The organism is Microcoleus sp. Pol11C2 (assembly GCF_036701505.1).
Classification (GTDB): domain Bacteria; phylum Cyanobacteriota; class Cyanobacteriia; order Cyanobacteriales; family Microcoleaceae; genus Microcoleus.
In genome coordinates this window covers 18,616-36,890 of the sequence record NZ_JAUBQX010000062.1, presented here as the reverse complement: position 1 = coordinate 36,890, position 18,275 = coordinate 18,616, and the positions used below count along the sequence as shown (strand labels likewise).

Here is an 18,275-nt window from a genome sequence, read left to right as displayed (position 1 = left end):
ATTCATTTTTTTTGTCATAATCAAGTATTGCATATAATTGTACCGTACTCATGATAATGATTTAGGATTGCTATACACATCTACACCCGCGAATTATTAGATAAGCATTTGCTACCGGAACTCAAGGAGATAGCGAGCAACCTCGGAATCATCCCAGACGGCAACAAAACCCGCCGTGAGACTTGGGTCACCGCGCTAATCGGTCAGCCGTTCCCCATCTTTCAGACAATCGAGCCGATCGCACATTGCGACAATCAGCCGATCGAAAATTCCCCCGGTGTAGATCGCCCTCAAGCCCTGGAGCCGATCGCGCAAACTGAAATCCAAACCCAAAACCCAATCGAAAATTCCCCCGGTGTCGATCGCAATGCAGCTGCATCGCCAGTCGAATTCCCCGACCTGGAAGCGGCGCTGACAGAAATTGCACGGCTGCGCGACCAAAACGACAAACTTCTGGAACTCGCCCGATCGCAGTCCGACACTATCCGGCGAGCCAAAGACATCTCGCCCGTTGACAAACCGAGTTTTAAGCGAGTTAGCGCGCTTGCCGGGGAGGCCTTGCTCGACATCTCAAAAAAAATTGGCGGCGGTTGGCTGCTGAGTTTGGGGCCCCTGAAGCGCGGCTTTAAGAAGCTGCGAGAAATCTGGGAATTGCTTGTGTCAGGCGATTGGCTGCTATCCGACATCTTCCCGGAGCCGCCACCACCCGCAGCGCCCAAGCCGCTATTCCCCCCGATTTTCTCCAGATTTGGTGCTATCCCGTTTTGTGATGATGAACTCATCGACAGTTACGCGCTCGGCTTTGCCGGTGCGGGGTCGAGTGGCCGTTCGCCCCCAAGTGGAGGTGATGCCATGCTGTAAGCTTCCACCATTTTGTACTTGCTGCATTATTCGCTTCTTTGCGCGATCGCCTTTGAGCTAGGCGATCGCTTCCTACCACCTATGAAAAAAATGGAACATCCAAACATCTACACATTCAAACATTCAGCATTGCCAGCGATTGACGATGCTATCAAAGGGGAAATTGCCGAGATTGATTTCAATGTGACGAACTTGCTGCTGAAATTTCAAGGGCATTACCGCGCGCTCTCAGAACTGCGGGAAACTCTCAGCGACCTGCTGGACAGTTGCGATCTCAATTTGCAGTCAATTCGTATCATTCCCGATGGCAATAGTGAAGAGGACGTGCCGCGGGCGATCAACTTAACCGACCTATCAACAGAAGAAAAGCATTTAATCATCTCTACTGGGATTACTTCTACAGTTGCGATCAAGATGCTGGCAAGTGCACTTAACTGTGAAATTGAAGAAGCCCTAGAGCACGTTGCAGTTGTAGGTCAAGCTGCGTTTGCTTCGATGACCCCAGAGAGTAGAGAAGCCTCTATCAGAAGAATGGTCGAAGCACTGCGAGAAAATTACAACGGCCACTCTTTTTTGGTTGAAGTCTAAAGTCTAAAGTCTAAAATCCAAAAGCGATCGAGGTTCGATATTCGATCGCTTTTACGGGTCGCCTTGCCAAAAATCAAATCGACTTAAACCAATGATACCTCAACAGCCCGATAAAACGCCAACAATTTCTAACTCAACAATCTCCAATAATGCCGCTATGGAGTCTACTAATAAGAACAGTCGGCTAGTTTTGCGACTGCTCGCCGATGCTAAAAATTTACTGCAAGACAGTTACAGCGAGGAAGAATTTAGGCAAACATTTACCGTTATCAAGTCAGCCAAATCGCGGGGCTTTTTAGGTTCGCACAAATCATCGGACTGCTGTTTTGTGGACGCGGTAAATATTGCCAACGACATTCTCCGAGCCAAAAAATTCGAGGATGTGGAACCGAGCGCAATTACCAAGCAATCGAAAGCAATTTATGTCTATGTGTCGCTAGTCGCGATCGGCTTAATTCCCGCCTGATGATGGCTGTCTCCCTAACAGTCGAAATTCCCCTTTAAAAGGGGGATAGCGGGCAAGGGTTGCGCCCTCGCATTAATTCTAGTTCTTCAGTAAGGAGGTGGACAGTTTTTGACTGTCCCAAAATTCTCGTGGGAACGATGATTTAAGCGCAAACGCGCGGTGGATTCCAACCCCACCGCGCGATAAATCTCCTAAGCCCCTGTGCGGATATGGGTGTAATGCCCTTGGGTGATTCGTGGGTTATGTAAGAGGTTTTTAGGTAGGAAACAATGTTAAAGGTAATAGGAATTGACGTGTCCGCGCACCGCGTGGACGTTGTTTTGCTTGAAAATTTTCCAACAATTGCGCTCAGAGACTTTTATTTGTTGCCCGAATTCGAGCAATTTCACTCGGTTTATAAAGTGACGGAACTCGATTTGCTAATTGAAAAAGTGAAAGATTCGCCGGCTGTAGCGATACTTGAAGGAACCGGCACTTACTCTTACTACTGGCGCAAGCATCTCAAGAAAAATGGAGTTTTTGTGTTGATGGCCGATCAGGGTATGGTCAAGGCAACTCGCCGCAGTTTGGGGGGAACCGACAACAAAGATGACCCGTTCGACGCGCTCGTCCTGTGCGAACTTTACCGCCGCCACTACCTCGAAATTTACGATCGTCGCTTCTGGGTGAAAGAACTCGATCCGAAAATAGAGCGGATGCGGCGCGCGCTGCTAGACCTCAAAACCACGACGCGCAAGCAAACCGGGTTTATAAACTCCATCAAAGGTCGCCTCGCGTGGGAATATCCGGCGCGATCGACGGTCAAGTCGCAGCGGGCGAACGGTTCGCTCGAACCGGGAAAGCCGCCGGCATTTTGGGCTTGGCTCGCCGGACGCGGCGACTTCCTCTCGAAAAATATCCTTTCCCGGTTTGACAACCACTACCAGAAAGAGCAAAAGTGCGATCGGGCAAACATTTCCGAAATGACTCGACAATTTGCAGCGGCGGTCTGCGACCTGCACGACACCGAAGCGGCGATCGAGCTGAGACTGACTGATTTATTGACTGATACCGACTTCGATCCTTATCACCGGGTATTCGATCGGTTTGCCTTCGGCAACCGCGAGCGCGGCTGGATACTGTCGCGGATCTATCCGTTCGACGACTTCCTCTGCCTGCCAAAGAAGCGAGCCTTGCGTCGGTTCCGGCAAGCTTGCGGCCTTGGCAAAATTGAGAAATCTAGCGGCCAAGTCAGAGCCGGCGGCGGTGGCGGCAAGTGGACGGGGTGCGCGAATACGCGATCGACTCTGTGGACTTACATCAATTGCCGCATTGAACCTCAGCGGCTCAAAGGGCAAAGCTATACCCCGGTGCAATTGGAGTTACGCGAATACTTTGTCGGCCGCGCATTTGAAAATGACGGAACTAAAAAGCGCGGCGGCAGGCTGGCCGATGCTCGAAATGCTAGTTGCCGGAAACTTGCCGACTTGGTTTTCCGGGAACTTTACAATGGGATAAGGTAACGAGATGACAGGCGATCGCTCCCAGGTCGCTTTTTACTAAATCAAAGTTTCAAAGTGTGCGGAGAATTTGTATTATGAAAGATGGACAAGAAGTACGCCGCGTCTCCACAGCCGTCATTGCCGGTGTTTGCGGGTTGGCTTTACTGACGGGAGGGGGCATTGCCTGGTGGACCGCGAACCGTTCGCCAACCCCTGCAGATACGCAGTCTTCTGCTCAAACTACCGCTTCCCCCCTTTCCCCAAGTTCTGTGGAATCTCCTGCTGTAGTTATCCCCGTACCCCCTCCAAATCCTGTACAAGTGCCACAGGTTCAGACGCCGCAGGTTCAGACGCCGCAGGTTCAGACGCCGCAGGTTCAGACGCCTAACGCTTTGGTGCCAAAGTCGCCGCAGCCAAAGCCTTTGCCGCAGACTGATGTCCAGACAGTGCAAGTCTACTGGGTTAAAGATGCGAGCGGCAAATTTGAGGGAGTTCCTACGAAAGTAGCTGTCAAACAAGCTGACAAGCCTGATGCAGCTTTACAAGCTGCTTTTAACAGTTTGTTGGCGGGGCCCAAGGATGGAACTGTTTCGAGCGAAATTCCTAATGGGACAAAACTCAGGGGTTTGAGTGTTAAGAATGACGGAGTTTATGTCGATTTGTCGGCAGAATTTACTTCGGGGGGAGGGAGCAATTCGATGACTGGCCGGTTAGGGCAAGTTATCTATACGGCTACGAGTTTACAACCGAATACCAAGGTTTGGATTTCGGTGGAAGGGAAGCCTTTAGAACTTTTAGGCGGCGAAGGTTTGGAGGTGGCTCAGCCGAGTACCCGCCAAAGCTTTGACAAAAATTTTCCCCTTTAGTAGTTATGAGTCATTAGTTACAAGTGATTAGTAATCGGTCTGAAGGCCGAGAATAGGAATTGATAACTGATGACTCATGACTGAGGATTGAGGATTGAGGACTGGCAACTAATTTTCAGTGCTTCGTCGTTAGGCTAAATGCTCGAAAGTGTAGGGCTTGCTGTTCGATCCGGCTGGCAAGCCGATCGCACACCATATTACACAGCTCAAAAATTAACTCGTCTTGCACCTTATAATAGGCTGAAGTCCCTTCACTCCGGCGAGTGAGGATACCAGCTTGGAGCATGAGTTTTAAGTGCTTAGAAACATTGGCTTGACTGGTTTGAGTAGCTTCCACCAATTCTTGCACGCATTTTTCGCCGTCGCGAAGCAAGTTCAAAATTCGTAAACGCATGGGTTCGCTCAAAATACTGAAATACTCAGCAACTTGTTGCACGACCTCTTGCGGGACAGGCTGGGATGACTTCATCAAACTCACCGGAGAGAAGTGATCGGGAAATATTAGCATTTATTCTGTCCATAACAATAAAGTAATGCTTCAATCCGGATTAATTCGCATCAACACTTGACCGTATTCGACAGGTTCGCCATTTTGAACTAAAATTTCCATCACTTGACCGGAGACTTCATCAGCATCGATCTCGTTCATCAGCTTCATCGCTTCGATAATACAAACTGTCTGGCTGACCTTGATGCGATCGCCCACGTTGACAAAAGGTGGCTCATCAGGAGCAGCAGCGCGATAAAACGTTCCTACCATCGGCGAAATAATTGGCACCCATTTCGTATCGACAGAAGCAGGTACGGCAGCCGGTACAGCGACAGGGGCGACGGCTACAGGGGCAGCCTGATCCGCTGCTAAATTTTGGTCAACAGCAGGAGGTGACGCTAAGGTGGGGCTAGGAACCGCGCCCAACGCGCTCGGAGCGACAGTCGCCACGGCAGCAGGGAGCGCAGCAGAGGTGCCTGGTGAACTTGCCAGAATGCCTTTGCGTACTGTCAGTTCAATATCCCCACTTTTTAAGGTCAGTTCCGAAATGCCAGTTTTGTCTAATACAGTTAGCAGGTCACAAAGCTGGTTTAAGTCTAGTTGCACAGCAGATTCAAGGGTAATTGAGAATTGAAAATTGAAAATTGAAAATTAAGAACCAGGCGAAGCTAGGAGCATCAACGACTTTGGAGGCAAAAGGGATAGTTTTTAAGCTGTGAGCGATGAGTATTGAATTTGGACTTCTTTAACTCATAACTCAGAACTAAAAACTAAAAACTCCCTTTCCCTCCCTCGTTTCTACTCTCTACCGAGGTACTTGTCTTCACGAGTATCAATCCGAATCCGTTCTCCAATGGAAATAAATAGAGGCACCATAATCTGAGCCCCGGTGGAGAGGACGGCGGGTTTACTGCCACCGGTGGCAGTATCTCCTTTGACTCCGGGATCGGTTTGTATCACTTCCAAGACGACAGAGTTGGGCAGTTCCACTTCCATGATTTGGTCGTTCCAGCGCAGGATGCTGACTTCCATCCCTTCATTGAGGTACTTGACACGATCGCCTATTTGCTTCGCATTGAGGCGACTTTCCTCGTAAGTTTCCATATCCATAAAGACGAAATCGTCGCCCTCTTTATAGGTATGCTGCATCACACTCTTTTCCAGGTTGGCTTGAGGCATAGTCTCGCCCGCCCGGAAGGTTTGTTCTACTACGTTTCCGGTTTGGACGTTTTTTAATTTTGTCCGCACGAAAGCCGAGCCTTTTCCTGGCTTGACGTGGAGGAATTCGATAACCCGCCACACGCCGTTATTCCATTCAATTGAAACACCTGGTCGAAAGTCGTTACTGGAGATCATATAAATTTTTGTGGGCAATCCCGTCGCCTTTGGGCACGGGGGAACTACAGTCAGTCGATTTTAGATTTTAGATTTTAGATTTTAGATTTACTCCACAGATGAATGGGGGAGATTGAACCTTGGTCTAAAATTTTGATCTCTCCACGACAGGAGTCTGGGGATTGTATCCGTTTTTGAGCGGGTCAGGTTAAAGCCGCAGTCTAGCTGACGGCATCAAAAAGCAATTGGCATTTTATTTTACCGTTCAAAGGGAGCAAGTGCTTTACTGAAATGTTAATGGCAGTGGGCAGTGGGCTGTTGTCAGTTGAGTGTTGACTGTTGACTGTTGTTAGTGGGTAACTCCTCCCCAGCCAAACCAACAGACACTTTAGATGGGTGGCAGCTTAGAGGGCGGGCAGCGCTGTGGGAAGATAAGAGAGGCAATAAAAGTTAAAGTTATGTTGCATTGGCCTAATTTCTCGATCGATACGTGCAAGCGCTGGGTCAAAACCGTCGCTTTAGCGCTCTTGCTGTTCACTCTCTCCCTGAGTTTCAGTGCAGTCTCCCATGCCAAACGCCCCAGCAGCAGTATGCCTGCAGGGAATGCGATTACGGACGGGCGGGCGCTGCTGCGCTTCGCTTTACCTATTGACAATCAGACCGTACGAGAGTTGCAAATTAGTCTCGAAGACATTGGCAACCACATACGATCTAAACGTTGGGGGCCTATTAGCAGCGATGTCAGTAAAGCTTCCAGGATTCTCAACCTTCGGGAATCTGACCTTTTAGAAAGTATTCCCGACGCCAAAAAGCCGGAAGCTGAGGTGCTAGTTGCAGGAGTCAAGGAGAAAATTGCTCAACTGGAAAAGGCTGTTGAGGCTAAAGACAGGGACAAAGTGATTGACTTGAAAGCCACCATCCTAGGTTCGGTAGGCGAAATCGAAGAGTTGATGGTGACAAAGTTTCCCTTTGAAGTGCCTGCCAAGTATGCTAATCTGCCTCAACTGAAAGGGCGCGCTACAGTGGCTGTACAAACTGAAAAAGGGGAAATTACTGTTGTGGTTGACGGCTACAGCGCCCCGGTTACGGCTGGTAATTTTGTGGATTTAGTGGATCAAGGTTTTTATGACGGTTTGCCGTTTATTCGATCCGAAGAATCCTACGTTTTGCAAACCGGAGACCCCGAAGGCAAGGAAGAGGGTTTTATTGACCCAGCTACTGGCAAATACCGGAATGTTCCGCTGGAAGTGCTCGTCAGGGAGGAAAAAGAACCTATTTACGGGATTACTCTAGAAGATGCGGGGCGTTATCGCGACGAACCTGTTTTGCCTTTTTCTGCTTTCGGTACAGTGGCCATGGCCCGTACAGAAACTGACCCTGATAGCGCTTCTTCTCAGTTTTTCTTTTTCTTGTTTGAACCTGAACTCACGCCCGCTGGCTTGAATCTGTTGGACGGCCGCTATGCTGTTTTTGGTTACATGATTGAAGGAAAAGAAGTTTTGGAGCAACTGAAGCAGGGAGACAAGATTGTATCTGCTAAGGTAGTGAAAGGAATCGAAAATTTGGTGCGACCTCAAGTTTAATTAATGACGGCGATTGAAATCGCTTTAACACCCAAGTGACGGCGATTGAAATCGCTTTAACACAAACAAAGCCCGCCTGCGCGGGCTCAAAAAATAAATAGTGACAGGCATTGAAATCTTTTCTAAATAAAGGTAACGGCGATTGAAATCAGTTTTACACAGACAAAGCCCGCCGAAATCAGGCTGGAAGAAGAGATAATTTTTATAGTTTCGTTATTGAAATTAGGAATTCAATCGAGAATATGGCTATTTTACAATTTTTATTGGTAATGGGTTTGGGCGGATTCGCAGGCTTGTTGATTGTAAAAAATGTGAATGAAAACAAGCAAAAGCAGCGGTTAGATGAGGCTTTTTATCAGTTGTTGGAAACTCAAAACAGTCAAATTTCGCTGATTCAACTGGCAGCTAATGCTAGGGTTGAGGCTGAAGTTGCTCAACAGTATTTAACTCGGCAAGTTAAGATTTTTTCGGCGATTTTAGAGGTAGATGATGAAGGGGACACTTTTTATAGGTTTCCTAGGTTGCGCTTGCCGCCGAGTTCCGGCAAAGAATGGTGAAGTGAGAAAGTGCGATCGACTAATTCCCAATTATGAAAGTTAAAGATATCGGTGAACAAGGCCTTTTAAGAATATTGCAAAAATTCTGCCCCGCAGAAATAGTGGGTGATGATTGCGCTGTCATGGCTACAACTCCCAACCAATCTCTCGCTATCACTACAGATATGTTGGTGGATGGAGTGCATTTTAGCGATCGCACTACGGGGCCTTATTACGCAGGATGGCGCGCCGCAGCAGCGAATTTGTCGGATCTCGCGGCTATGGGAGCAAAGCCTCTGGCGGTGACTGTAGCCCTCGCTGTGGCGGCGGATACGGCTGTGGAGTGGGTTGAAGAGTTTTATCGGGGGATGACGGCTTGCTTGCAAGAATATCATACGCCGATCGTCGGTGGCGATGTTGTGCGATCGCCCGTGGTGACTGTGGCGATTACTGCTTTTGGGGAGGTTGAGTGCGATCGTACCATTCGTCGGTCAAATGCGCGATCGGGCTGGGCGATTGTGGCTACTGGGGTTCACGGAGCCTCCCGCGCGGGATTAGAATTGCTGTTAAATCCAGAATTCGGGCAAAATCTTACAGAAGTCGATCGGGCTTCTTTAATTCTCGCTCACCAGCGCCCTAAACCGAGACTCGATGTTTTGCCGGTTGTTTGGGAGATTTTAGATTCTGCGGGTGAGTTTTCCATCGCCGGAATGGACAGCAGCGACGGTTTAGCTGATGCGATTATTCAAATTTGTCTGGCTAGCGGTGTTGGCGCAAAAGTCGATCGCACCAAAATACCAATTCCCGATATTTTCAGCGAAATTGTATCAACCGAAAAAGCTTTAGATTGGGCATTATACGGCGGCGAAGATTTCGAGTTAGTGCTGTTTTTGCCGATGGCGAATGCTGAGTTATTAGTGGAAAAAATAGGAAATGGAGCCGCGATTGTGGGAATCACTACGGATAGCACCGATATCTGGTTAACTGATAGCAGCGGTATTTATCCTGATGCTGGATTAAAGCTCGATCGAGGATTTCAACACTTCTAAATTCTCTCTTATCTCTTAGTCGGCGTCCGGCGGACATCGTTCTAATAATTGGAGTGAATTTATTTTAGCATAATTAGGGCAAAAGCTGCTAGGGAGCCATCGACCGTTTTGCAATTCTCCAAATGGCGAGAAACTGGGTTTTTGCGAAGATATTTAATCGGAGGCGAAGATATCGGAAAAAACCCGGTTTCTGAGATGGTGCGTTGGTGGCGAGAAACCGGGTTTTTGCGAAGATATTTAATTGGAGGCGAAGATATCGGAAAAAATCCGGTTTCTGAGATTGCTAAAGCTGCCTCACTTTAGGCATTAGCCAGCTTCTTTTGAATCATTGCCCAATATTCAGGGAAATCCTCACGGGTATATACTGTTAATGCTGCTTCATAAAAGGATCTCGCTTTTTCGAGATTTTCATCCCGCGAACCGTTGATTCTGTCATTATAGGCATTACCTAGGTTATATTGAATCATTGCCCAATCTTCAGGAAACTGTTCGGGGGTACGAACAGTTAAAGCAGCGTCAAAAAATGCGATCGCGCGATCAATATTTTCCGCCCGCGAACCGTTGATTCTGTTGGCGTAAGCAGCAGCTAGGTTATTTTGAGCCATTGCCCAATCTTCCGGGAAAGCCTCAAGGGTATAGACTGTTAAAGCAGCGCCATAAAGGGCGATCGCCATTTCCACATTTTCTGCGCGCGAACCCTTTATTCTGGTAATGTAGGCAGCAGCTAAGTTGTTTTGAGTTTGAGCAAACTTTTCGCTTCCGGGTTGCCGATTATTTAAAACTATTTGATAACCAGTAAGGGCAATTTCAATATTATCGGCTCTATTCCCACCGGAAAAATTACTAATATTAATGCTCAAGTCTTCAACGAGGCTGACAATTGAATCAATAGTTTTTGCATTTTCCCCACCAAGTAACCTCTCGACTACTTGCTCTAAAATGTCAGAAAACCGAGCATTGAGGAGATGTTTTCGTTCAGCTAGCATGGAGTGAATTACTGCTGTATTGCTATTACTTCCATCTTCTGCTTGCAATAATTCTAGAATAAAGTTTGCATACTCTTGGGGATTTTCACCTTCGGAGTTATCGCCATCGTTGATATCGATTAATTGTGCTAGCTGAGCGATCAGATTCCGCAGGAAATTAGCGCCGTTTTGTCCTCCTTGCTGTGCCATTTTTTCTGCTACCAACTCGCAAGTTTCCAGAAAGTGGACATCCAACAATTCTGAGTTATCTTGTAATATCTGCGGTTCTTCGCCGTTGGGGCAATTCAGCAGGGTGTGAATTAGTTCTAGGTAGGCTTGGGCGCGGCTTTCTTCCATTATGGGGAGTTGTGAATAATATCGGGTTTATTGTAGCATGGTTGTGTGTTTTGGGGCTTGTTGTACGAGATGCAGACGGCGGTTGAAACCGCGTCTACACAAACGATGTCCGTGCCAAGCGGACTGAAGACAAAACGGCGGTTTCCAACCGCCCAATCTTCAACCGCCCAGTTTTCTAATTCCTACACAATGCTACCTTTGGCATTAGTCTATTCAAAATTTGCTCGATCGCAATTACTGTCCAATCAATATCAGCTTCTGTGGTTTCTCGTCCCAGAGTTAAGCGAATTCCACCAACTGCCCCGATTTCGTCATATCCCATTGCTAATAATATCGGACTGGGAGTTAGTTTGCCGCTACTACAAGCAGAACCGGAACTAATGCCAATTCCGGCTAAATTTAACTGTCTCACCATAGTTTTGCCTGTGATTTGCTCTGTGTCTCTCTTTTGGTAAGGGCGACAGGATGGGGAGACGATGCAAAAACTGACGTGGTGCGGCAGTCGGTAATATCGATCGCCAGTTGGCACTAAACTGGGTACGTGGGATAATCCGTCAAAAAGTCGATCGCGCAATGCAATTAACCTCGGCGTTTCCACATCTATTTCCTGCAATGCTAACTCCGCCGCGACCCCAAAACCAACAATTGCCGGCAGCGCTTGTGTCCCGGAACGCAGTTTCAATTCTTGGCCACCACCGCCTAACATTGGCACTAATTCTACTCCCGGACGTACGTAAAGCGCGCCTGCACCTTGTGGCCCGTAAAGTTTGTGACTGGAAACCGAAAGCAAGTCTACGGGCAGTTTCTGCACGTCAACTTGCAGCTTGCCGGCAACTTGAACTGCATCGGTATGAAACATGATATTGCGATCGCGAGCAATTTGTCCTAATGCCTCAATTGGTTGCAGCGTCCCAACTTCGCTTTGTCCGTAAATGATTGAAATTAACACTGTATTTGATCGCAGCGACTCTTGCAAATCCAAAGGGTGAATTCGCCCAAATTTATCCACCGGTAGCCGCGTCACTTCCCATCCCAACTGTTCGAGTTGTCGCGCCGGTTCTGCTACTGCAGAGTGCTCTACGCTGGAGATAATGATATGCTGCGGCTTGGTATAAAGACGCGCAATTCCCATAATTGCCAAATTATCGGCTTCAGTGCCGCCACTGGTAAAAATCAGCGATTCCGGTAGCGCGTTAATCAAGCTAGCAACCTGCATTCTTGCTAATTCTAAAGCTGTCGCCGCCCTTTGTCCCCACTCGTGCAAGCTTGAAGGATTTCCCCAATGCTGAGTCAGGGCTTTTTGCATGGCATCAATAGCTTCTGGGCGTGTCGGCGTTGTAGCACTATAGTCGAGGTAAATTTGCATGGCTTTAATTAAATGACGAACTAATAATGAATGACTACCTAATGAATAAGGCACTTATCCTAAAGGCATAAATGATTATTGACTCATGACTCATGATTGTTAAATTATGACTGATCGCAACCGCCAATGGCCAACTAATAACGGCCCAGCCAACTCACAACTGTCAAATCCCAACTCCCAACAGTCAACAGTCAACTCCCAACCCTTCTCTCTTGCAAGCTGTCAACTGTCAACTGTCAACTGACTAATGACTTCCTGGTTTGCAGACGTTGTAGTCTTCGTGCGACAAAACTTTTTGGGGAATTAAGAAAGTGCCGCAATCTTCACAAAGCATTCTGTAGTTGCGAGTTACAGGAATACTGATTATCAAACGGTTGTGACGCAGGCGTTTGCCGCCGAAATCTCTGTAATTCTTATTTTCGCCCAAAGCTGCTATAATTGCCCGGGCTTTGGTAACTACGTGGTCGGGCAGACCTCTGAGATCGATGATATCTCTAGCAAATGATGCTTCCCTCTCTTGTTTTTTGGTTTGTTTTTGTGTCAGCACTTCAACGTAATGCTGCTGCGCCACCAACTCTTGCGTGCAGCGATGGCACGCTTTACCATATCCTTTGTGACCGCACGGAAAAATTGTTTTTCTTTTAGCCATAAAGCAGCGGTATAGGGTTTGACCCACGCCCCTGAATGCTGCTACCCTACCAGTGATGCTTCCGGCATCGAGGCAGTTCTACAAGACGCAAAATCTATTCCCTTGCATAAATTTAATAGGTTGTAACTTTACTTTATCCAATAGCTTTGAACTGTGGTTCGGCTAATAACCTCTATATTTTTTAAAATTTTGTGGCTGTATTGTATTATCATTTACTCGGTTTCTGTTGTGCTGGGCTGGTGGCGCTCAATCTGGCGGGCTGCGGACAAACAAAGCAAGACTTGCAGAATTTACCTCTCAGTCTGGCTCCATTGCCTCAAGACCCCTTGTTGCAAGTATACTTCAATCAGTCCATCGCTTCGAGTTATACAGAGCCTTACCGCCAGCAAACTAGACCTGGGGATGATTTAGAAAACTTGATCGCTGTTGCGATCGCTAATGCTGGATCGACGATAGATGTAGCGGTTCAGGAGTTTCGCTTGCCTAGTATTGCGAGGGTTTTGGCCGATCGACAGCGATCGGGAATTAAAGTGAGATTAATTGTCGAACATATCTATAGTCGCCCTTGGAGCAATTTTACAGCTCAGGAGTTAGCGAAATTACCGGAAAGAGAGCGCGATCGTTATGCCGAATTTGTGCAACTTGCCGATCGCAATAAAGACGGTAAATTGAGTGCCGAGGAAATCAAGCAAAATGATGCTTTGGTAATTGTCAAGGATGCGGGGATTCCTGTAATTGATGATACTGCTGACGGCAGTAAAGGCAGCGGTTTGATGCACCACAAATTTGTGGTGATTGACGGCAAAACCGTAATCGTTACTTCGGCTAATTTTACCACAAGCGATATACATGGCGATTTCAAGACCCCAGCAAGTCGCGGCAATGCGAACAATTTGCTGAAAATTGAAAATGGTCAAGTAGCGCAACTATTTACTCAAGAATTTAACATCATGTGGGGCGACGGGCCCAAAGGCAAACCGGACAGCAAGTTTGGCATCAAAAAGCCGTTTCGTCAAGTGCAAAAAGTAATAGTAGGGAATTCGACAGTTGGGGTACAATTTTCGCCGACGGCTGCGACTTTGCCTTGGGAAAAAAGCGCCAACGGTTGGATAAATCGAACTTTGGGTAGTGCGAAAAAGTCGGTTGATTTGGCCCTGTTTGTATTTTCGGCTCAGCGGTTGTCAAATACTTTGGAAATTGAAGCTAGCCGGGGAGTTGCGGTGCGAGCTTTAATAGACTCTAATTTTATTTATCGCTCTTATAGTGAAGGGTTGGATATGATGGGGGCGACTTTGATGCAAGATTGCGGGTTAGAAACTGACAATCGCCCTTGGAGAAAGCCGCTGACTACGGTGGGAGTGCCGCTGTTACCAATGGGCGATCGCCTGCACCACAAATTCGGCGTTGTGGACGGCAAAACGGTGCTTACAGGTTCTCACAACTGGAGTGAGGCTGCAAATCACGGGAATGACGAGACGCTGCTGGCGATCGAGAGTCCCACAGTTGCGGCCCATTTTGAGCGGGAGTTCGATCGGCTTTACAAAGGTGCAATCTTGGGAATTCCCGCCCGAATCAAACAGAGAATTGACGCTAAGAAAAAAGAGTGCGATTCACTAGAAGCAGCATCAAAATCTGCAAGTGCTAAACCTCAAATTGCGGCGGGTAAAAAGTTAGTTAATTTGAATGCCGCGACTCAGGAAGAATTAGAAACCTTGCCCGGGGTAGGCCCGAAGTTAGCCGAGAGAATTATTGCAGCGCGGCAACAGCAACCTTTCACTTCTTTGGAGGATGTGGCACGGGTACAGGGAGTTGGGGACAAGATTTTAGATAGATGGCGCGATCGAGTAACTTGGTAGTTAAGTTCATACTCAGGACTTCATTCCTGGCTCTACAAAGTTCGCAGTCAGGACTTCTGTTTTTCCTTTCGCAACTCAGCATCAACGACTCAAATCTTCACTAGAAAACTATCCGAGCGACTTTGACAACATATCTGCTCTCAAGTTAAAATAATAAGTTGTTAACAAAAGGCTATCTATTTACATTAGAGGTAGAGAGATGAAACACGCCATATTTGTTACGGGGAGACAAAATATCAAATTTCTAGCTATTTTCCTGGGGGCAATTTTTTTGACACTAGCAGCTTTCACAGTCAGCGCCCAGCAGACTAGCGAAGCACAATTTAGGGTCAACAACGAAAACACTTTTAATATTAATTTGATTCAATTTAAGCGCGTTGAATATGTAGGTGCTTGTGCCGGTACTGCGATCACCCCCGATTCTCAAAGCGCTCGATTTGTCTCAAGCAAAACTCCTCCGGGCCCTAACAGGAGGGTGATCATAAAAAATGTGACTGATGGCATGGAAAGTAACCCCTATCCCTACACAGACAGAGGTTACAATAAAGGTGAGTTCTCCGAGGATTTTGGATTTAAGTTGGGTAACAGTCACAAAACAAGAACTTTTTCGGTCTTAGAGGGAGAAAATAACTTTCTCTATGAAATCAAAGAAAATGACCAAGTTATAGAACAAGGTTCGCTTACGGCTCAAGTTTCTATACAAAACTTAGGTACTTTTCCCCGTCAGCAAATTTGTGAAAATAAGGTAGAATGCCGAAATACTTCTGATTGTCGCGACCGTAAAGGCAGAAAAAGAAGTTGCAGACGAGAGTGTTTTCCTGTTCAACAGTGTCGCTGTCCGTAATCACTTTCTGCCCTAAAAGTATTTTTTTAATTAATGGCAGAAGACAAAGAGGAATAACAAACTAGAAAGAAAATAAGTTATTTTCCAGGGAAGAGCGGCAACCACCGGGGATTGCCCCTCCCAAAAAAATTGTTAGTTCAAGTAATGGGGTGAAAGTAAAATGCTGCTCCTAACACGATATATGTTGCTAAAAGTAGCACTCCTTCAAGCCAATTAGAGCGCCCGTCGATACTGATTAGATTGGCAATTGTCACTGCGATGGCAACTGCAACTACTTCAAACGGATTGAAGTTTAAATCCATTGGCTGGTGAATCACTAATCCGATAATTACCAACACCGGCGCTACCAGCAAAGCAACTAGCAAACTCGAACCCATTGCGACAGAAACTGACAAATCCATATTGTTTTTCATCGCAACTCCTACCGCAGTTACATATTCAGCCGCGCCGCCAACAATCGGCAACAGAATTACCCCTGTAAACAGCGGCGTCAATCCCAATCCTTTGGTAGTTTCTTCGACAACACCCACAAAAATTTCTGATTCAAAAGCAACGGCAACAGTTGAGGCAATTAGCACCCCTATCCACAGCCACAAATTCGGTTTGTGCGTAGTAGATTCCTCTTTTGTATTTTGAGGATTTTCTGACTCTAGTTCTAGTAACCCAACATCGTAAAGATAGCTGTGAGTTTTTAACGAAAATAGGAGAGTTAGAGCGTAAACTGCAATTAGGACGATCGCAGTTATTAAAGAAAGATTCTGAATGGCTGCGGGTTCGACTCCATTGGAGGTATAAATTACCATTGTCGGCAGCAGGATGGCAATCACTGCTAGAGTCATTGTGGAACCGTTCACCCGCGCGATTATTGGCTTAAATTCCTGTTCTTTGTAGCGGACTCCTCCTAACAGCATGGAAAATCCCATGACTAAGAGCAAGTTGCTGATAATTGTACCGGTTATACTGGCTTTTACAATGTCAATTAAGCCTGCTTTCAGGGCAACTATTGCAATAATTAATTCCGTAGCATTGCCGAAGACGGCATTTAATAAGCCGCCTATGGAGGGACCTGTAACGATCGCCACTTCTTCTGTTGCTGTACTCAACCAAATCGCCAGAGGTATAATGCCTAAAGCGGATGTGATGAAAACGGCAAGGGAACCCCAGTGCAAATACTCAGCGGCGATGGAAATGGGGATAAAAATTAACAGCGCTATGGAAAGAATCTTTTTGATTGACATAGGAACTTGGATGGTGTATTGAAGAGTGAGGTTTAGCTGTCGCGGCGCTCGTCAAGTTGATTTTACATGATTCAACTATCCTCTGACTCACCCAAATACGGATACAAGCCCCGGACTTAAGTTGTGGAGAGCAATCATGGTTTAGACAAAAGTTTTAGCCCCCCGCGAACGGCTGTGGAGTTAATCTAAAATCTAAAATTTGAACGAGACTGACTGTTGTCTATCTGAGAAAAAGTGCGCCGTCATTCCGAATCCTTAAAGATGTTTTATCCAAACCTAAATCCTTTGTCTCGTCTAATCTTACCTCTAGAGTTCCTTCGCCACCAGGTTTCAAACTGGGTTTCAATAATGCGCCATCTAGTCGCCTAAATACAATTGAAGCCGGTAGTGTCAATGCTGGCAGCGCGACTGTTGAATTTTCCGCTAAACTCTGGCGGTTAGTCTGTCCAACCACGTAAAAAAATAGTCTATCGTTGGTTTTATTCGTTAATTTAACATTGACTTTTCCATTAACTGGAACTATCTTGCCGTCAGGAACTCTTTCTGGTTCGTTAGCTTGGGATATTTCGCCAGCAAAACTCGCATAGTGGGTTAAAGGCAAAAAGCTGTTGCCTGCTACGGCTAAGCTGACAGCCAGTAGACTTGGCAGCCAGGTTTTATCGATGGGTAATTTGCACATTTTTTTATTGACTTTGGAGCTAAAAATTCTAATAAGAGATTTTACCTTATCCTGCTATTTCCTGACAAGTCGCATAAAAAGTAAATTCGAGCTTTTTATAGCTGACACATTAGCGGTAAAGATGGAATTTGAATATAATATGACGTTATAAAAATATGGAAAATATAGATATTAGTATGTAGGGTCCAGTTATAGAATAAAAGCCAGTTGATAAATCGCCCCACTTAACTTTTGAATAGTACCGATTCTCTCAAAATGATGAAGAAGGAAGAAGGAAGTTCGGCAACAAAGCCTTGTAGGAAATTTAACGGCTCGAAGTTGAGGGAAGAAAAAAGATTTTGTCAACTTTCCCCCTCTCCTACTCTTCTCCTCCCGCAGCAGCTATTCAACCCAACGCACCCGAACAAAATGAGCTTCGCGTCCCCAGAAGTCGTGACTTACCGTAATATCAACAACACTCAAATTAAACGGAATAGCAGTTGTGACGTAACGCTGAGCCAGAGATCCCACATCAGGAGCTAACTGAGCCGCAGCCGCCGCCGCTGCACCCAAACCTAAAAGTTGCAGAATTGGCCCCCGAGGCAGGGCTAAATTGATGCCAACAGCAAGTCCAGCCGTTAGCAGCATTGCCACCGACACATTCGTGCCACAGCGGGGATGTACAGCTAAATCCCACTCTCCGCTGGCAATCCGCTGCAAAGCCTCGCGCACAGCGTGACGCAACTGTGCAATGTTAACGTGGCCATAAAGATAAAACCCTTGATCTGTGGACATCCCGCCCAATAACTCATTATCGGTTCTTGCTGTGGTCGCACCAAACGATTGACTTAGTACCCAAACCGTAGCGTGTTCCAAAGCATGAACTTGGCGCAAAGTCAAGACTTCCTTCAAACCGGGCACAAAATTGAGTTGTCGCAACAAATCAGCATCTTGAGTCCGCTGCGGGGCAAAGTCGAAGGGAAACTGGCCGGTGCGGCCGGAAGCAGAAGCAGTAGTTGTCATATCAAAACGCCTCCATTAACTCCATTAAGTGGATATTTAACATTAGCAATTCGGTTGAGAAAAA

The 18,275-nt window shown here is 46.7% G+C and carries 20 protein-coding genes; 11 read left to right on the top strand and 9 right to left on the bottom strand.

Features of this window, described 5'->3' with window-relative positions:
• Positions 1-108: 108 nt before the first annotated feature.
• The 5 genes from QUA42_RS24345 (at position 109) to QUA42_RS24325 (ending at position 4,262) form a co-directional block, all read left to right on the top strand.
• Positions 109-861 (top strand): hypothetical protein, encoded by a 753-nt coding sequence (locus QUA42_RS24345; protein ID WP_333140830.1) that lies wholly within the window; start codon positions 109-111, stop codon positions 859-861.
• Positions 862-951: 90 nt separating this feature from the next.
• On the top strand, positions 952-1,449 hold the full coding sequence (locus tag QUA42_RS24340; RefSeq protein WP_333140828.1) for a hypothetical protein: 498 nt from the start codon (positions 952-954) through the stop codon (positions 1,447-1,449).
• A gap of 91 nt (positions 1,450-1,540) precedes the next feature.
• The gene (locus QUA42_RS24335) at positions 1,541-1,915 is read left to right on the top strand and encodes a hypothetical protein (protein ID WP_333140826.1); all 375 of its coding nucleotides are present in this window, start codon (positions 1,541-1,543) and stop codon (positions 1,913-1,915) included.
• A gap of 269 nt (positions 1,916-2,184) precedes the next feature.
• The gene (locus QUA42_RS24330) at positions 2,185-3,417 is read left to right on the top strand and encodes an IS110 family transposase (RefSeq protein WP_333140824.1); all 1,233 of its coding nucleotides are present in this window, start codon (positions 2,185-2,187) and stop codon (positions 3,415-3,417) included.
• Positions 3,418-3,491: 74 nt separating this feature from the next.
• Positions 3,492-4,262, top strand: coding sequence for a GerMN domain-containing protein (locus tag QUA42_RS24325; protein ID WP_333140822.1), 771 nt, complete (start codon positions 3,492-3,494; stop codon positions 4,260-4,262).
• A 115-nt stretch (positions 4,263-4,377) separates the two neighbouring features.
• On the opposite strand, the gene QUA42_RS24320 is transcribed toward QUA42_RS24325, so the two are convergent.
• The 3 genes from QUA42_RS24320 to efp all read right to left on the bottom strand — a co-directional run bounded on the left by QUA42_RS24320 (position 4,378) and on the right by efp (position 6,108).
• Positions 4,378-4,770: an ArsR/SmtB family transcription factor gene (locus tag QUA42_RS24320; protein ID WP_006631662.1), complete on the bottom strand. Its 393-nt coding sequence runs from the start codon at positions 4,768-4,770 to the stop codon at positions 4,378-4,380.
• Between the two features lie 30 nt (positions 4,771-4,800).
• On the bottom strand, positions 4,801-5,358 hold the full coding sequence (accB, locus tag QUA42_RS24315) for an acetyl-CoA carboxylase biotin carboxyl carrier protein (RefSeq protein ID WP_333140820.1): 558 nt from the start codon (positions 5,356-5,358) through the stop codon (positions 4,801-4,803).
• A 192-nt stretch (positions 5,359-5,550) separates the two neighbouring features.
• Positions 5,551-6,108, bottom strand: a complete 558-nt coding sequence (gene efp / locus QUA42_RS24310) for an elongation factor P (RefSeq protein ID WP_333041804.1) — start codon at positions 6,106-6,108, stop codon at positions 5,551-5,553.
• A gap of 437 nt (positions 6,109-6,545) precedes the next feature.
• On the opposite strand from efp, the gene QUA42_RS24305 reads away from it, so the two are divergent.
• The 3 genes from QUA42_RS24305 (at position 6,546) to thiL (ending at position 9,255) form a co-directional block, all read left to right on the top strand.
• Positions 6,546-7,670: a peptidylprolyl isomerase gene (locus QUA42_RS24305; RefSeq protein WP_333140818.1), complete on the top strand. Its 1,125-nt coding sequence runs from the start codon at positions 6,546-6,548 to the stop codon at positions 7,668-7,670.
• A gap of 242 nt (positions 7,671-7,912) precedes the next feature.
• The gene (locus QUA42_RS24300; protein ID WP_333064835.1) at positions 7,913-8,227 is read left to right on the top strand and encodes a hypothetical protein; all 315 of its coding nucleotides are present in this window, start codon (positions 7,913-7,915) and stop codon (positions 8,225-8,227) included.
• A gap of 32 nt (positions 8,228-8,259) precedes the next feature.
• Positions 8,260-9,255, top strand: a complete 996-nt coding sequence (gene thiL / locus QUA42_RS24295) for a thiamine-phosphate kinase (protein WP_333140816.1) — start codon at positions 8,260-8,262, stop codon at positions 9,253-9,255.
• A gap of 299 nt (positions 9,256-9,554) precedes the next feature.
• Here the strand turns inward: thiL and QUA42_RS24290 are convergent, their stop codons facing one another.
• Both QUA42_RS24290 and QUA42_RS24285 read right to left on the bottom strand, forming a co-directional pair.
• Positions 9,555-10,577 (bottom strand): hypothetical protein, encoded by a 1,023-nt coding sequence (locus QUA42_RS24290; protein WP_333140814.1) that lies wholly within the window; start codon positions 10,575-10,577, stop codon positions 9,555-9,557.
• A 175-nt stretch (positions 10,578-10,752) separates the two neighbouring features.
• Complete coding sequence (locus QUA42_RS24285; RefSeq protein ID WP_333140812.1) at positions 10,753-11,943, bottom strand: cysteine desulfurase family protein; 1,191 nt, start codon at positions 11,941-11,943, stop codon at positions 10,753-10,755.
• Between the two features lie 106 nt (positions 11,944-12,049).
• On the opposite strand from QUA42_RS24285, the gene QUA42_RS24280 reads away from it, so the two are divergent.
• Entirely contained in the window at positions 12,050-12,187 is a 138-nt protein-coding gene (locus QUA42_RS24280; protein ID WP_333140810.1) for a hypothetical protein, read from the top strand.
• Here the strand turns inward: QUA42_RS24280 and QUA42_RS24275 are convergent, their stop codons facing one another.
• Positions 12,188-12,592 (bottom strand): DUF7682 family zinc-binding protein, encoded by a 405-nt coding sequence (locus QUA42_RS24275; RefSeq protein WP_333140808.1) that lies wholly within the window; start codon positions 12,590-12,592, stop codon positions 12,188-12,190. It abuts the gene before it with no gap.
• 191 nt (positions 12,593-12,783) lie between these two features.
• On the opposite strand from QUA42_RS24275, the gene QUA42_RS24270 reads away from it, so the two are divergent.
• Complete coding sequence (locus QUA42_RS24270) at positions 12,784-14,448, top strand: DUF655 domain-containing protein (protein ID WP_333140806.1); 1,665 nt, start codon at positions 12,784-12,786, stop codon at positions 14,446-14,448.
• Positions 14,449-14,647: 199 nt separating this feature from the next.
• Positions 14,648-15,292 carry a hypothetical protein gene (locus tag QUA42_RS24265; RefSeq protein WP_333140805.1) on the top strand — a complete coding sequence of 215 codons (645 nt, stop codon included), beginning with the start codon at positions 14,648-14,650 and terminating at the stop codon, positions 15,290-15,292.
• A 137-nt stretch (positions 15,293-15,429) separates the two neighbouring features.
• Here the strand turns inward: QUA42_RS24265 and cax are convergent, their stop codons facing one another.
• The 3 genes from cax to QUA42_RS24250 all read right to left on the bottom strand — a co-directional run bounded on the left by cax (position 15,430) and on the right by QUA42_RS24250 (position 18,211).
• Positions 15,430-16,530: a calcium/proton exchanger gene (cax, locus tag QUA42_RS24260; protein WP_333140803.1), complete on the bottom strand. Its 1,101-nt coding sequence runs from the start codon at positions 16,528-16,530 to the stop codon at positions 15,430-15,432.
• A 220-nt stretch (positions 16,531-16,750) separates the two neighbouring features.
• Entirely contained in the window at positions 16,751-17,209 is a 459-nt protein-coding gene (locus QUA42_RS24255; protein ID WP_333140801.1) for a hypothetical protein, read from the bottom strand.
• Positions 17,210-17,590: 381 nt separating this feature from the next.
• Positions 17,591-18,211 carry a DUF6391 domain-containing protein gene (locus QUA42_RS24250; RefSeq protein ID WP_333140799.1) on the bottom strand — a complete coding sequence of 207 codons (621 nt, stop codon included), beginning with the start codon at positions 18,209-18,211 and terminating at the stop codon, positions 17,591-17,593.
• Positions 18,212-18,275 lie beyond the last annotated feature (64 nt).

Coding starts and splice junctions, on each gene's coding strand:
- QUA42_RS24300 (WP_333064835.1), top strand. CDS start 7,913: ATGGCTATTTTACAATTTTTATTGGTAATGGGTTTGGGCGGATTCGCA.
- QUA42_RS24275 (WP_333140808.1), bottom strand. CDS start 12,592: ATGGCTAAAAGAAAAACAATTTTTCCGTGCGGTCACAAAGGATATGGT.
- QUA42_RS24265 (WP_333140805.1), top strand. CDS start 14,648: ATGAAACACGCCATATTTGTTACGGGGAGACAAAATATCAAATTTCTA.
- QUA42_RS24285 (WP_333140812.1), bottom strand. CDS start 11,943: ATGCAAATTTACCTCGACTATAGTGCTACAACGCCGACACGCCCAGAA.
- QUA42_RS24340 (WP_333140828.1), top strand. CDS start 952: ATGGAACATCCAAACATCTACACATTCAAACATTCAGCATTGCCAGCG.
- QUA42_RS24330 (WP_333140824.1), top strand. CDS start 2,185: ATGTTAAAGGTAATAGGAATTGACGTGTCCGCGCACCGCGTGGACGTT.
- QUA42_RS24305 (WP_333140818.1), top strand. CDS start 6,546: ATGTTGCATTGGCCTAATTTCTCGATCGATACGTGCAAGCGCTGGGTC.
- QUA42_RS24335 (WP_333140826.1), top strand. CDS start 1,541: ATGATACCTCAACAGCCCGATAAAACGCCAACAATTTCTAACTCAACA.
- QUA42_RS24280 (WP_333140810.1), top strand. CDS start 12,050: ATGACTGATCGCAACCGCCAATGGCCAACTAATAACGGCCCAGCCAAC.
- QUA42_RS24290 (WP_333140814.1), bottom strand. CDS start 10,577: ATGGAAGAAAGCCGCGCCCAAGCCTACCTAGAACTAATTCACACCCTG.
- thiL (WP_333140816.1), top strand. CDS start 8,260: ATGAAAGTTAAAGATATCGGTGAACAAGGCCTTTTAAGAATATTGCAA.
- efp (WP_333041804.1), bottom strand. CDS start 6,108: ATGATCTCCAGTAACGACTTTCGACCAGGTGTTTCAATTGAATGGAAT.
- QUA42_RS24320 (WP_006631662.1), bottom strand. CDS start 4,770: ATGCTAATATTTCCCGATCACTTCTCTCCGGTGAGTTTGATGAAGTCA.
- QUA42_RS24325 (WP_333140822.1), top strand. CDS start 3,492: ATGAAAGATGGACAAGAAGTACGCCGCGTCTCCACAGCCGTCATTGCC.
- QUA42_RS24255 (WP_333140801.1), bottom strand. CDS start 17,209: ATGTGCAAATTACCCATCGATAAAACCTGGCTGCCAAGTCTACTGGCT.
- cax (WP_333140803.1), bottom strand. CDS start 16,530: ATGTCAATCAAAAAGATTCTTTCCATAGCGCTGTTAATTTTTATCCCC.
- QUA42_RS24250 (WP_333140799.1), bottom strand. CDS start 18,211: ATGACAACTACTGCTTCTGCTTCCGGCCGCACCGGCCAGTTTCCCTTC.